At 59.1% G+C, this 12818-nt stretch carries 21 protein-coding genes; 1 reads left to right on the plus strand and 20 read right to left on the minus strand.

All coding sequences use genetic code 11. The annotated features are described in order from the left end of the window. Position 1 precedes the first annotated feature (1 nt). From rpsH to rpsL, 20 genes are all read right to left on the minus strand, one after another. On the minus strand, positions 2-400 hold the full coding sequence (rpsH, locus tag ACU5AY_RS09360) for a 30S ribosomal protein S8 (RefSeq protein WP_446824480.1): 399 nt from the start codon (positions 398-400) through the stop codon (positions 2-4). 12 nt (positions 401-412) lie between these two features. Beyond that, the gene (gene rpsN, locus ACU5AY_RS09365) at positions 413-718 is read right to left on the minus strand and encodes a 30S ribosomal protein S14 (RefSeq protein WP_261930339.1); all 306 of its coding nucleotides are present in this window, start codon (positions 716-718) and stop codon (positions 413-415) included. Between the two features lie 33 nt (positions 719-751). Continuing rightward, positions 752-1309 carry a 50S ribosomal protein L5 gene (rplE, locus tag ACU5AY_RS09370; protein ID WP_446828853.1) on the minus strand — a complete coding sequence of 186 codons (558 nt, stop codon included), beginning with the start codon at positions 1307-1309 and terminating at the stop codon, positions 752-754. Beyond that, positions 1302-1613, minus strand: coding sequence for a 50S ribosomal protein L24 (gene rplX, locus ACU5AY_RS09375; RefSeq protein WP_261930341.1), 312 nt, complete (start codon positions 1611-1613; stop codon positions 1302-1304). The genes rplE and rplX overlap by 8 nt, the downstream gene beginning before the upstream one ends. Positions 1614-1625: 12 nt before the next feature. Further along, complete coding sequence (rplN, locus tag ACU5AY_RS09380; protein WP_261930342.1) at positions 1626-1994, minus strand: 50S ribosomal protein L14; 369 nt, start codon at positions 1992-1994, stop codon at positions 1626-1628. Positions 1995-2235: 241 nt separating this feature from the next. Then, positions 2236-2472: a 30S ribosomal protein S17 gene (gene rpsQ, locus ACU5AY_RS09385; protein ID WP_446824482.1), complete on the minus strand. Its 237-nt coding sequence runs from the start codon at positions 2470-2472 to the stop codon at positions 2236-2238. Between the two features lie 13 nt (positions 2473-2485). After that, on the minus strand, positions 2486-2686 hold the full coding sequence (gene rpmC, locus ACU5AY_RS09390) for a 50S ribosomal protein L29 (protein WP_261930344.1): 201 nt from the start codon (positions 2684-2686) through the stop codon (positions 2486-2488). A 12-nt stretch (positions 2687-2698) separates the two neighbouring features. Beyond that, positions 2699-3112, minus strand: a complete 414-nt coding sequence (gene rplP, locus ACU5AY_RS09395; RefSeq protein ID WP_446824483.1) for a 50S ribosomal protein L16 — start codon at positions 3110-3112, stop codon at positions 2699-2701. A gap of 38 nt (positions 3113-3150) precedes the next feature. Next, complete coding sequence (gene rpsC, locus ACU5AY_RS09400; protein WP_446824484.1) at positions 3151-3864, minus strand: 30S ribosomal protein S3; 714 nt, start codon at positions 3862-3864, stop codon at positions 3151-3153. Next, positions 3864-4253, minus strand: coding sequence for a 50S ribosomal protein L22 (rplV, locus tag ACU5AY_RS09405; protein WP_446824485.1), 390 nt, complete (start codon positions 4251-4253; stop codon positions 3864-3866). The genes rpsC and rplV overlap by 1 nt, the downstream gene beginning before the upstream one ends. 2 nt (positions 4254-4255) lie before the next feature. Continuing rightward, a complete protein-coding gene (gene rpsS / locus ACU5AY_RS09410) occupies positions 4256-4534 on the minus strand; it encodes a 30S ribosomal protein S19 (RefSeq protein WP_261930348.1) in 279 nt (92 codons plus the stop codon). 15 nt (positions 4535-4549) lie between these two features. Further along, positions 4550-5386 carry a 50S ribosomal protein L2 gene (gene rplB, locus ACU5AY_RS09415; RefSeq protein WP_446824486.1) on the minus strand — a complete coding sequence of 279 codons (837 nt, stop codon included), beginning with the start codon at positions 5384-5386 and terminating at the stop codon, positions 4550-4552. A gap of 11 nt (positions 5387-5397) precedes the next feature. Continuing rightward, complete coding sequence (locus ACU5AY_RS09420) at positions 5398-5691, minus strand: 50S ribosomal protein L23 (protein ID WP_261930350.1); 294 nt, start codon at positions 5689-5691, stop codon at positions 5398-5400. Further along, positions 5688-6308, minus strand: coding sequence for a 50S ribosomal protein L4 (gene rplD, locus ACU5AY_RS09425; RefSeq protein ID WP_446824487.1), 621 nt, complete (start codon positions 6306-6308; stop codon positions 5688-5690). Before rplD ends, ACU5AY_RS09420 begins: the two co-directional genes overlap by 4 nt. Positions 6309-6321: 13 nt before the next feature. Further along, positions 6322-6963, minus strand: coding sequence for a 50S ribosomal protein L3 (rplC, locus tag ACU5AY_RS09430; protein WP_261930352.1), 642 nt, complete (start codon positions 6961-6963; stop codon positions 6322-6324). Positions 6964-7125: 162 nt separating this feature from the next. Beyond that, positions 7126-7434, minus strand: coding sequence for a 30S ribosomal protein S10 (rpsJ, locus tag ACU5AY_RS09435; RefSeq protein ID WP_003547547.1), 309 nt, complete (start codon positions 7432-7434; stop codon positions 7126-7128). Positions 7435-7551: 117 nt separating this feature from the next. Continuing rightward, entirely contained in the window at positions 7552-8727 is a 1176-nt protein-coding gene (tuf, locus tag ACU5AY_RS09440) for an elongation factor Tu (RefSeq protein ID WP_446828854.1), read from the minus strand. Positions 8728-8796: 69 nt separating this feature from the next. Beyond that, the gene (gene fusA, locus ACU5AY_RS09445) at positions 8797-10896 is read right to left on the minus strand and encodes an elongation factor G (protein ID WP_446828855.1); all 2100 of its coding nucleotides are present in this window, start codon (positions 10894-10896) and stop codon (positions 8797-8799) included. A gap of 30 nt (positions 10897-10926) precedes the next feature. Beyond that, complete coding sequence (gene rpsG, locus ACU5AY_RS09450) at positions 10927-11397, minus strand: 30S ribosomal protein S7 (protein ID WP_261930355.1); 471 nt, start codon at positions 11395-11397, stop codon at positions 10927-10929. Between the two features lie 80 nt (positions 11398-11477). Then, positions 11478-11849, minus strand: a complete 372-nt coding sequence (gene rpsL, locus ACU5AY_RS09455; RefSeq protein WP_003507760.1) for a 30S ribosomal protein S12 — start codon at positions 11847-11849, stop codon at positions 11478-11480. A 584-nt stretch (positions 11850-12433) separates the two neighbouring features. On the opposite strand from rpsL, the gene ACU5AY_RS09460 reads away from it, so the two are divergent. Continuing rightward, positions 12434-12727 carry a transcriptional regulator gene (locus tag ACU5AY_RS09460; protein ID WP_261930356.1) on the plus strand — a complete coding sequence of 98 codons (294 nt, stop codon included), beginning with the start codon at positions 12434-12436 and terminating at the stop codon, positions 12725-12727. The last annotated feature ends 91 nt before the right edge of the window (positions 12728-12818 follow it).

A 12818-nucleotide genomic window follows, 5' to 3' on the forward strand; every position in this document is an offset into this window, starting at 1 on the left:
CTTAGAAGACGGAGCACAGAACCTCACCACCAACATTCTGTTCGCGAGCCTGGTGATCAGCCATCACACCCTTCGGAGTCGAAAGGATGGTGATGCCGAGACCGTTCGCGACCTGCGGAATGGACTTAACCGAGACGTAAACTCGGCGGCCCGGTTTGGATACGCGTCCGATCTCACGGATAACGGAAGCGCCTTCGTAGTACTTCAGCTCGATCGAAAGCTCGGACTTGCCGTTTTCGAACTGCACTTCCGAATAGCCACGGATGTAGCCTTCAGCCTGCAGGACATCGAGCACGCGGGCGCGCAGCTTGGAAGCCGGGGTCGAAACCGACGACTTCTTGCGGGCGGCGCCGTTGCGGATACGGGTGAGCATATCGCCCAAAGGATCAGTCATAGCCATGTGCCCGTCTCCTTACCAGCTCGACTTGACGACGCCCGGCACCTTGCCGAGGTTGCCCAGCTCGCGAAGCGCAATACGCGACATCTTGAGCTTACGATAGAATGCCCGCGGGCGACCGGTGACTTCGCAACGGTTGCGGATACGTGTCTTGGACCCGTCGCGCGGCAATTCTGCCAGCTTGAGGGTGGCCTTGAACCGGTCTTCGATCGGAAGATCCTGGTTCATGATGATCGCCTTCAGGCCGGCGCGCTTGGCTGCCTGCTGGGCGACCGTCTTGCGGCGGCGCTTGTTCTTTTCAACTGCGCTGACTTTCGCCATATCGGTGTTCCTTCTCTACGCTCGTCGTTACGGTTACTGACGGAACGGGAAGTTGAACTCTTTCAGAAGAGCCCGAGCTTCGTCGTCGGTCTTGGCCGTCGTGCAAACGATGATGTCCATGCCCCACATCTGATCAACCTTGTCGTAGTTGATCTCAGGGAACACAATGTGCTCCTTGATGCCCATGGCGAAGTTGCCACGGCCGTCAAAGCTTTTCGGGTTCAGACCGCGGAAGTCGCGAACGCGCGGAAGAGCGATGTTCACGAGACGATCGAGGAACTCGTACATGCGGGTGCCGCGCAGCGTCACCTTGGCGCCGATCGGCATGTTCTCACGAACCTTGAAGCCGGCGATCGAGTTGCGTGCATGTGTGATGACCGGCTTCTGGCCAGCAATGGCGGCCAGGTCGGCGGCAGCAATCGTGGGCTTCTTCGAATCAGCAGTCGCTTCGCCAACGCCCATGTTGATCACGATCTTTTCAAGCTTCGGGATCTGCATTTCGTTGTCGTAGGAGAACTGCTCCATCAGCGCCTTGCGGATGCGGCTGACGTACTCGGCCTTCAGCCGCGGCTCATACTTGTTATCAGCCATCGATCAATTCTCCCGAACGCTTGGCGAAGCGGACCTTCTTGTCGCCTTCGACCTTGAAGCCAACGCGGGTCGGCTTGCCGTCCTTGGGATCGGCGATCGCGAGATTCGACAGATGAATCGACGCTTCCTTGGAAACAATGCCGGCTTCCTGGGTCTGCGTCTGGCGCTGGTGGCGCTTGACGACGTTGACGCCACGAACGACTGCGCGGTCGTCCTTCGGCATTACCTGGATTACTTCACCGGTACGACCCTTGTCCTTACCGGTCAGAACGACAACCTTGTCGCCTTTTTTGATCTTCTGCATAGCCATCGCTCCTTACAGTACTTCCGGAGCCAGCGAGATGATCTTCATATGGCTCTTGGCGCGGAGTTCGCGCGGAACCGGTCCGAAGATACGGGTGCCGATTGGCTCTTTCTTGTTGTCGATAAGAACTGCTGCGTTGGTATCGAAGCGGATAACGCTGCCGTCCGGACGACGGATGTCCTTGGCGGTGCGAACGACTACCGCCTTCATCACGTCACCCTTCTTGACGCGGCCGCGCGGGATCGCTTCCTTGACCGAAACGACAATGATGTCGCCGATGGAAGCGTACTTGCGCTTGGAGCCGCCCAGCACCTTGATGCACATGACACGACGTGCGCCGGAATTATCCGCCACGTCGAGGTTTGTTTGCATCTGAATCATGTCAGGTCGCCTTCTTGTTGTAACCGGCACGGTTGGGCGCAAAGCCCCCTATGCCGGCTTATGAACGAATCTCTTGGTTTTTTCGCGCGGGGAAAAGTTGCCAAGGTGGTATCCTAAACGGACCTGCCCTGCGCTAAATTCAAAGCAAAAGACGCCCGCAAAACGGGCGTCCTTTGCGCCAAGTCAGTGCTTCATACAGAATTCTACGCCAGACGCAAGGGCCTGGCGAAAATTCCGATGATTAAGCCTGGGCGGAAATCACCGTCCAGCGCTTGTCCTTGGAGATCGGTGCGCATTCCTCGATGGAAACAACATCACCAACCTTGTACTGGTTGCTCTCGTCGTGTGCCTTGTACTTCTTCGAACGACGAACGGTCTTCTGAAGCAGCGGGTGAGCGAATCGGCGCTCAACGCGGACAACTACCGTTTTGTCATTCTTGTCACTGACGACAGTACCCTGCAGAATACGTTTCGGCATGGTTATTGGTCCTTCAGGCCTTGGCTTCAGTCGCCTTTTGGGCGGCTATGGTTTTAATGCGTGCAATATCCCGGCGGACTTCCTGGATGCGCGAAGACTTTTCGAGCTGGCCGGTCGCCTTCTGGAAGCGCAGGTTGAACTGCTCCTTCTTCAGCTTGGCAAGCTCATCTTTCAGCTGATCGGCGCTCAGAGCGCGAACATCATCGGCTTTCATGGCTTTCGTTCCTTACTCTGCGATGCGCTGGATGAAGCGCGTCTTGACCGAAAGCTTGGCAGCGCCGAGACGCAGCGCCTCGCGGGCGATCTCTTCGCTGACACCATCGATCTCGAACATGATACGGCCGGGCTTGACCTTGGCTGCCCAGTATTCGACGGAGCCCTTACCCTTACCCATGCGGACTTCGGTAGGCTTCTTCGTGACCGGAACATCAGGGAACACCCGGATCCACACACGGCCTGCACGCTTCATGTGACGCGTGATCGCGCGGCGGGCCGCTTCGATCTCGCGTGCGTTGACGCGGTTGGGCTCCTGGGACTTCAGGCCGAACTCACCGAAAGCCAGATCAGTGCCGCCCTTGGCAACGCCATGGATGCGGCCCTTGAACTGCTTACGGTATTTCGTACGCTTTGGCTGCAACATTTTCTATTCTCCAAATCTCTACCACGCGCAACGCGGAATTAAGCGTTTTCGCGGCGGCGATTGCCGGCGTTGCCGCCCTGGTTATCACCTTCAAGCGCACGGCGCTCGGAAGCCATCGGATCGTGCTCAAGGATTTCGCCCTTGAAAATCCAGACCTTGATGCCGCAGATACCGTAGGCGGTTTCAGCTTCAGCCGTGCCGTAGTCGATGTCGGCGCGCAGCGTATGAAGCGGAACGCGACCTTCACGATACCATTCAGTACGGGCGATTTCCGCGCCGCCGAGACGGCCGGCGCAGGTGATCTTGATGCCTTCGGCGCCAAGACGCATCGCAGACTGAACGGCACGCTTCATGGCGCGACGGAATGCTACGCGGCGCTCGAGCTGCTGAGCAATCGACTGGGCGACGAGCGTGGCATCGGTTTCCGGCTTGCGCACTTCAACAATGTTGAGGTGCGTTTCGGAGCTGGTCATCTCGGCGATCTTCTTGCGAAGCTTCTCGATGTCAGCGCCCTTCTTGCCGATGATCAGACCCGGGCGAGCCGAGTGGATCGTGACGCGGCACTTCTTGTGCGGACGCTCGATGACGACCTTGGCGATACCAGCCTGCTTGAGTTCCTTCATCAGGTAGGCGCGGATCTTCAGGTCTTCGTGCAGCAGCTGGCCGTATTCGGCATTGTCTGCATACCAGCGGCTATCCCACGTGCGGTTGATGCCGAGGCGGAAACCGATTGGATTGATTTTCTGACCCATTATGCGGCCTCCCCTTTTTCTTCGACTTCACGAACAACGATCGTCAAGTGCGAGAACGGCTTTTCAACACGCGATGCACGGCCACGGCCACGGGCGTGGAAGCGCTTCATGGTGATCGACTTGCCGACATAGGCTTCGGCGACGATCAGAGCGTCCACGTCGAGATCGTGGTTGTTTTCGGCGTTGGCGATAGCAGACTCGAGGGTCTTCTTCACCGTGCCTGCGATCCGCTTGCGGGAGAACTCGAGTTCTGCCAGCGCGCGCTCGACCTTCTTGCCGCGGATCATCGCGGCAACCAGGTTCAGCTTCTGGGGGCTGACGCGGATCGTGCGCGCAACTGCCTGCGCTTCGTTGTCCTTCAGCCGGCGTTCGGCTTTTGCCTTGCCCATCGTTACTTCCTCTTCGCCTTCTTGTCGGCACCGTGACCGTAGTAGGTACGGGTCGGAGAGAATTCGCCGAACTTGTGTCCGACCATTTCTTCCGAGACGGAAACCGGAACATGCTTGCTGCCGTTGTAGACGCCGAAGGTCAATCCGACGAACTGCGGCAGGATCGTGGAGCGACGGCTCCACGTCTTGATTACTTCGTGACGACCGCCATCGCGGACCTTCTCAGCCTTCTTGAGAAGATAGCCGTCAACGAACGGTCCTTTCCATACTGAACGAGCCATATCAGACTACCTCTCTTACTTCTTCTTCTGGTGGCGCGAGCGCATGATGAACTTGTCGGTCGACTTGTTCGAACGTGTGCGCTTGCCCTTGGTCGGCTTGCCCCACGGGGAAACCGGGTGACGACCACCGGAAGTCCGGCCTTCACCACCACCGTGCGGGTGGTCGACCGGGTTCATGACGACGCCGCGAACATGCGGACGCTTGCCGCGCCAGCGAGTACGGCCGGCCTTGCCGTCATTGATGTTGCCGTGATCGGGGTTCGATACAGCGCCGATGGTTGCAAGGCAAGAGCCGGGAACGAGACGCTGCTCGCCCGAGTTCAGGCGAAGGATCGCCATGCCCTGGTCACGACCGACGAGCTGGACGTAGGTCCCAGCCGAACGGGCGATCTGGCCGCCCTTGCCCGGCTTCATTTCGACGTTGTGAACGATCGAGCCAACCGGGATCGACTGAAGCGGCATGGTGTTGCCGGGCTTCACGTCGGCGCCCTTCTCCGAAGAGATGACCTTGTCGCCTGCAGCCAGACGCTGCGGAGCCAGGATGTAGGCCTGCTCGCCGTCAGCGTAGGAAACCAGCGCGATGAACGCGGTGCGGTTCGGATCGTATTCCAGACGCTCGACCGTGCCCTCTACTTCAAACTTGCGACGCTTGAAGTCGATGATGCGGTAGGTGCGCTTGTGACCGCCGCCCTTGTAGCGTGCGGTGACGCGACCGGCGTTGTTGCGGCCGCCCTTGGAGGTCAGGCCTTCCGTCAGCGTCTTGACCGGCTTGCCCTTGTACAGGCCCGAACGGTCGACGATGACCAGCTGGCGCTGGCTCGGGGTTATCGGGTTGAAGCTTTTCAATGCCATTGTCTTTTACCTCACAGGCCGGTGGAGACGTCGATCGACTGGCCGTCAACGAGCGTGACGACTGCCTTCTTGACGTCCGACTGCTTGCCGGAGAAGCCGCGGAAACGCTTGGTCTTGCCCTTGCGGACGAGCGTGTTCACAGCCTTGACCTTCACGCCGAAGAGCGCTTCGACAGCTGCCTTGATTTCAGGCTTGCTGGCGTCCTTGGCGACGTTGAATACGACCTGGTTGTTATCAGAAACCAGTGTCGACTTTTCCGTGATGACCGGCGTGCGGATCACATCGTAGTGACGAAGATCAGTCATTTGAACCGCTCCTCCAGAGCTTCGACAGCAGCCTTGGAGAGCACGAGCTTGCCGCGGCGCAGGATGTCGTAAACGTTGATGCCCTGAACCGGCAGAACATCGATGTTCGGGATGTTCTGGGCTGCGAGCTTGAAGTTGTTGTCGAGCTCGGCGCCACCGATGATCAGTGCGTTTTCGAGGCCGAGCGTCGCCAGTACGCCGGACAGCGCCTTGGTCTTGGCTTCCTTGGAGACCAGATCGTCGATGATGATCAGGTCTTCAGCCTTGAACTTGGCAGACAGCGCATGACGCAGGCCGAGAGCACGGATCTTCTTGGGAAGATCGTGAGCGTGGCTGCGGGTCTGCGGGCCGTGAGCACGACCGCCGCCGCGGAACTGCGGTGCACGTGCGGAATGGTGACGAGCGCGGCCCGTACCCTTCTGCTTGTACATCTTCGCACCGGTGCGGGAAACTTCGCCGCGGGTCTTGGTCTGGTGCGTGCCCTGCTGCTTCTTGGCGAGCTGCCAGCGGATGACGCGTGCAAGAATGTCTTCACGCGGATCGAGGCCGAAAATAGCATCCGACAGGGAGACCTTGCCGGCGTCTTTTCCCTCGAGGGTCTTGACGTTCAATTCCATATCAATGGCTCCCTTACTTCGATGCCGACTTGATGGCGTCGCGCACGATGATCCAGGAACCCTTGGAGCCGGGAACGGCACCCTTGACCAGGATCAGACCGCGGTCGGCGTCGGTGGAGACGACTTCCAGGTTCTGGGTGGTGACGCGGGTCTGGCCCATGTGACCAGCCATGCGCTTGCCCTTCCAGACCTTACCCGGGTCCTGGTTGTTACCGGTCGAACCATGCGAACGGTGCGATACCGACACGCCGTGGGTTGCGCGAAGACCACCAAAGTTGTGGCGCTTCATCGCACCTGCGAAGCCCTTACCGATCGTGGTGCCGGTGACGTCCACCAGCTGGCCAGCGGCAAAGTGAGCGGCGGTCAGCTCGGTGCCGACGTCGATGAGGTTGTCCTCGGAGACGCGGAATTCAACGAGCTTCGCCTTGGGCTCAACGTTCGCAGCAGCAAAGTTGCCGCGCATCGCCTTCGACGTGTTCTTGACCTTCGAATGGCCTGCACCGAGCTGAACTGCGGTGTAGCCGTTCTTGTCATTCGTGCGCTGTGCGACAACCTGGCAGCTGTCCATGCGCAATACTGTTACCGGAATGTGTTCGCCGGCGTCGTTGTAGACCCGGGTCATTCCCACTTTCTGTGCAATCACACCTGAACGCATTGGTTCATTCCTCTTGCGAGTAGGGAAAGGCATTTGCGGCCAGTCCCTTGGCACTTTGTTTAAGGATTCCGCTCCGGCTTATCGCCTTCGGGTTTCCCGTTTTAAGAAGCCGTTGGCCGAAGCCACGTACCTTCCTTGTAATTTCGGCTCTCGCCGGAATTCTTAGAGCTTGATCTCGACGTCGACGCCGGCGGCCAGATCGAGCTTCATCAGCGCGTCAACCGTCTGCGGGGTCGGGTCGACGATGTCGAGAAGACGCTTGTGGGTGCGCATCTCGAACTGTTCGCGGCTCTTCTTGTCGATGTGCGGCGAACGGTTGACCGTGAACTTTTCAATCCGCGTCGGAAGCGGAACCGGACCACGGACGGAGGCGCCGGTGCGCTTGGCAGTCGACACGATTTCGCGCGTGGAGGCATCGAGGATCCGGTGATCAAACGCCTTCAGGCGGATGCGGATATTCTGGCCGTTCATACGTTTTGTCCTTGTTCAACATGCCCTCACCAAAAGAGGGCTGTTTTGAATCTTTGTTCTTATTCAAACAAGGACAGGGACCCTTCTGGGCCCCTGCCCCGAGACTTTGTCCGTCGATTACTCGACGATCGAAGCGACGATGCCGGCGCCGACGGTGCGGCCGCCTTCGCGGATAGCGAAGCGCAGCTTTTCTTCCATCGCGATCGGAACGATCAGCTCGACGTCAACGGTGACGTTGTCGCCAGGCATGACCATTTCCGTGCCTTCCGGAAGCGTCACGATGCCCGTCACGTCCGTCGTGCGGAAGTAGAACTGCGGACGGTAGTTCGTGAAGAACGGCGTATGACGGCCGCCTTCTTCCTTCGTCAGGATGTAGGCTTCGGCCTTGAACTTGCGGTGCGGCTTGACAGAACCCGGCTTGCACAGGATCTGGCCACGCTCGACGCCGTTGCGGTCGACACCGCGAAGCAGCGCGCCGATGTTGTCGCCGGCCTGGCCCTGGTCGAGCAGCTTGCGGAACATTTCAACGCCGGTGCAGGTCGTCTTCGTCGTCGGCTTGATGCCAACGATTTCGATTTCTTCGCCAACCTTGACGATACCGCGCTCGACGCGGCCGGTCACAACCGTACCACGGCCCGAGATCGAGAACACGTCTTCGATCGGCATCAGGAACGGCTGGTCGATCGGACGCTCAGGCGTCGGGATGTAGTCGTCGACAGCGGCCATCAGGGCGCGGATCGCGTCTTCGCCGATCTTCTTGTCCGAATCTTCGAGAGCAGCCAGAGCCGAACCCTTGACGATCGGAATGTCGTCGCCCGGGAAGTCGTAGGACGACAGAAGTTCGCGAACTTCCAGCTCGACGAGCTCGAGGAGCTCTTCGTCGTCGACCTGGTCGACCTTGTTCAAGAACACGACGATCGCCGGAACGCCAACCTGACGGGCGAGCAGGATGTGCTCGCGGGTCTGCGGCATCGGGCCGTCAGCAGCCGAGCAAACCAGGATCGCGCCGTCCATCTGGGCAGCACCGGTGATCATGTTCTTGACGTAGTCGGCGTGGCCGGGGCAGTCGACGTGCGCATAGTGACGGTTGGCCGTCTCATACTCGACGTGGGCCGTCGAGATGGTGATGCCACGAGCCTTTTCTTCCGGAGCAGCGTCGATCTGGTCGTACGCCTTGAACTCGCCGAAGAACTTCGTGATCGCTGCCGTCAGCGACGTCTTGCCGTGGTCAACGTGACCAATCGTGCCAATGTTTACGTGAGGCTTATTGCGCTCAAACTTGCTCTTTGCCATTTTCGGCTCTCCAATTTGCCCCTCTTACGGGGGAATGTCCTACAATTTGGTTTCTAGTAGTCCGGCCAATTACTTCTGGCCGGAATACTTCGCCTGGATTTCGGTTGCAACGTTCGACGGAACCGGTGCGTAGTGGTCGAAGACCATCGAGTACTGGGCGCGGCCCTGAGACATCGAACGCAGGTTGTCGACGTACTTGAACATGTTGGCCAGCGGAACGTTGGCGTTGATGACAACGGCAACACCACGGCTTTCCTGACCCTGGATCTGACCACGGCGGGAGTTCAGGTCGCCGATCACGTCACCGACGTAATCTTCCGGCGTCACAACTTCAACCTTCATCATCGGCTCGAGGAGCTGGGCACCGGCCTTCTTGGCTGCTTCACGGAAGCAGGCGCGGGAGGCGATTTCGAATGCCAGGACCGAGGAGTCAACGTCGTGGAAGGCACCGTCGACGAGCGTCGCCTTGACGCCCAGCATCGGGAAGCCAGCCAGCGGACCGGAAGACAGAACGCTTTCGATACCCTTCTGAACGCCCGGGATGTATTCCTTCGGAACAGCACCGCCGACGATCTTGGATTCGAAGACGAAATCTTCGCCATCCGGGTTCGGTTCGAAGATGATCTTGACGCGCGCGAACTGGCCGGTACCACCGGACTGCTTCTTGTGCGTGTAGTCTTCTTCGTGGGTGCGGGTGATGGTTTCGCGATAGGCAACCTGCGGCGCGCCGACGGATGCTTCAACCTTGAACTCACGACGCATGCGGTCGACGATGATGTCGAGGTGCAGTTCGCCCATGCCGGCAATGATCGTCTGGCCCGACTCGTGATCCGTCTTCACGCGGAAGGACGGATCTTCGGCTGCCAGGCGGTTGAGCGCGAGGCCCATCTTTTCCTGGTCGCCCTTGGTCTTCGGCTCGATGGCGATCTGGATGACCGGCTCGGGGAATTCCATGCGCTCGAGGATAACCGGCTTCAGGGGATCGCAGAGCGTGTCACCCGTGGTGGTTTCCTTGAGGCCGGCGAGAGCAACGATGTCGCCTGCAAAGGCTTCTTCGATGTCTTCACGCGAGTTGGAGTGCATCTGCAGCATGCGGCCGACGCGCTCGCGCTTTTCCTTGACCGTGTTCATGACCGACGAACCCTTTTCGAGCTTGCCGGAGTAGATACGGGCGAAGGTGAGCGAACCGACGAAGGGGTCGTTCATGATCTTGAAGGCGAGCATGGAAAGCGGCTCGTCGTCATCGGCATGACGCTCGATTTCGGCTTCGGTCTTGACGTCAACGCCCTTGATCGCCGGGATATCGAGCGGCGACGGCAGGTATTCGACAACAGCGTCGAGCAGCGGCTGAACGCCCTTGTTCTTGAAGGCGGTGCCGCAGAACATCGGGTGGAACTTCACGTCGATCGTGCCACGACGAACGAGAGCGCGGATCTTGTCGTTGTCCGGCATGTCGCCGTTCAGGTAGGCTTCCATCGCTTCTTCGTCGATCTCGACAACCGTCTCGATCAGCTTTTCACGATATTCTTCGGCCTTTTCCTTCAGGTCGTCCGGAATCTCCACGACGTCCCACTGAGCGCCGAGCGATTCGTCGCGCCAGACGAGCGCGTTCATTTCGATCAGGTCGACGACGCCCTTGAAGTCGGCTTCAGCACCGATCGGCAGCTGCATGACAACAGCCGTCGCGCCGAGGCGGGTCTTGATCATCTCGACCGAGCGGTAGAAGTCAGCACCGGTCTTGTCCATCTTGTTGCAGAAGATCATGCGCGGAACATGGTACTTCTCGGCCTGACGCCAGACGGTTTCCGTCTGCGGCTCAACACCGGCGTTGGCGTCGAGCAGTGCGATGGCACCGTCGAGAACGCGCAGCGAACGCTCGACTTCGATGGTGAAGTCAACGTGGCCGGGGGTGTCGATGATGTTGAAGCGGCGCATCTTGCCGTCACGGCCCTTCCAAAAGGTCGTGGTGGCAGCGGACGTGATCGTGATGCCACGCTCCTGCTCCTGCTCCATCCAGTCCATGGTGGCAGCGCCGTCATGAACTTCACCGATCTTGTGCGACTTGCCGGTGTAGTAAAGGATACGCTCGGTCGTGGTCGTCTTGCCGGCGTCGATGTGCGCCATGATACCGAAATTGCGGTAGTCTTCGATTTTATATTCGCGGGCCATTTTGGTCTGCCTTTCGAAAATTGCCGCCGATTACCAGCGATAGTGGGAGAAGGCGCGGTTAGCGTCAGCCATCTTGTGCGTGTCTTCGCGCTTCTTCACTGCAGAACCACGGTTGTTGGCCGCATCCATGAGTTCGCCGCAGAGGCGATCGATCATGGTGGGCTCGTTGCGCTTGCGGGCAGCAGCGATCAGCCAACGGATCGCGAGTGCCTGACGGCGCTCCGGACGAACGTCGACCGGAACCTGGTAGGTCGCACCACCGACGCGGCGCGAACGCACTTCAACGTGCGGAGCAACGTTGTCGAGTGCCTGATGGAAGATCGCGACCGGCTCCTGCTTCATCTTGCCTTCGACGGCGTCGAACGCGCCGTAGACGATGGATTCAGCAACCGACTTTTTGCCATGAAGCATGATGGCATTCATGAACTTGGTAACGACGAGATCACCGAACTTCGGATCCGGGTTGATCTCACGCTTTTCTGCACTATGGCGACGGGACATACTACTTGTCTCTCAACAGTTATGACGCTTCATCACGCGGAGAACCTCGCGCAGCGCCTGGAAAACGATAAAAGCCCGAATTACTTCGGACGCTTCGCACCGTACTTCGAACGGCGCTGCTTGCGGTTCTTGACGCCCTGGGTGTCGAGAACGCCGCGGATGATGTGGTAACGCACGCCCGGCAAGTCCTTCACGCGGCCGCCACGGATCATGACGACGGAGTGTTCCTGCAGGTTGTGACCTTCGCCCGGAATGTAGCCGATGACTTCGAAGCCATTGGTCAGGCGGATCTTTGCGACCTTACGCAGAGCCGAGTTCGGCTTCTTCGGGGTCGTCGTGTAAACACGGGTGCAAACGCCGCGCTTCTGAGGGTTTTCCTGCAGAGCAGGCACTTTATTGCGCTTTACCTGTGCCTGACGCGGCTTGCGGATCAGCTGGTTTACGGTAGGCATACAACCATCCCTTACAAAATCTTCTGTCTCATGCCCTCGCGGGCGGATCTAAACTGCCGATAACGGCTCAACACGATCGACGTCATAATGCGCAAAATATGGCCCGACCCGCTCGCTTGCGGATGGACCAGAAAAAGCAGAGGACGCAAGCTCTCGCGTCATGCGTACAGCATTTCGAAGTCTCAACGTATTTTAGGAACCGTGTTTGAGACGAACTCCAGAGCGTGTCGCGCCGAACAGTCAAGCCTCACATCGGGACCGATGGCGCGGGTACTACTGCGTAAAGCCCTCTCCGTCAAGACCGGGCGCCAAGAAATTCTTAAAACGCAGGGCCTGGAGCCTCCGGCGGGGGTCGCGAAACCGAATTTTCGGAATATTGACCGCCTGGGTGCCATTTTCCGTTGGGCTAAGGCCCGAACTTGCCCTAAATAAGGCAATGATCGACGGGAATATCATCTCCATAACCCGTCGCAAACCACCAATCAAGAATCGCTTTTGTGGCGGTTCCCTTTTTCCCCGCCCGACCGAATCTCCGGCCCGATTGTCGGACGGCCCTTCCAGAGGCGAACGCCAAGGAGCAGATCATGATCGCATTTCCGGACAACGACAACGCCCCCGACGAGCCCATCGTCTTCATCATCATCGGAAAAGCGTATCGCATAAAGGGCGACGAAGGCATGGAGATCCATATCATGCTGGCAGCCCCCGACGACGATACCGCGGTCCGCACCGCGCTCGACGCGCTCGCCCAGGAAGGTTTCGCCGAGGCCGACCTCGACCAGATCGGCACGCTCGACGGCATGCCGGACGAAGAACCGCACGCCTCCGCCTATCAGGGCGTCCTCGAAGGCGAAGTGGCGATCATCCGCTTCGACTGACATTGTCGCGACGATTGACCGGGAGCGCCCTGCCCTTCCGGTCCCGACCATCGCCAGAACGGAAAAAGCCGCCGGTCGAAACCGGCGGCTT

This window comes from Rhizobium sp. PAMB 3174 (genome assembly GCF_052908375.1).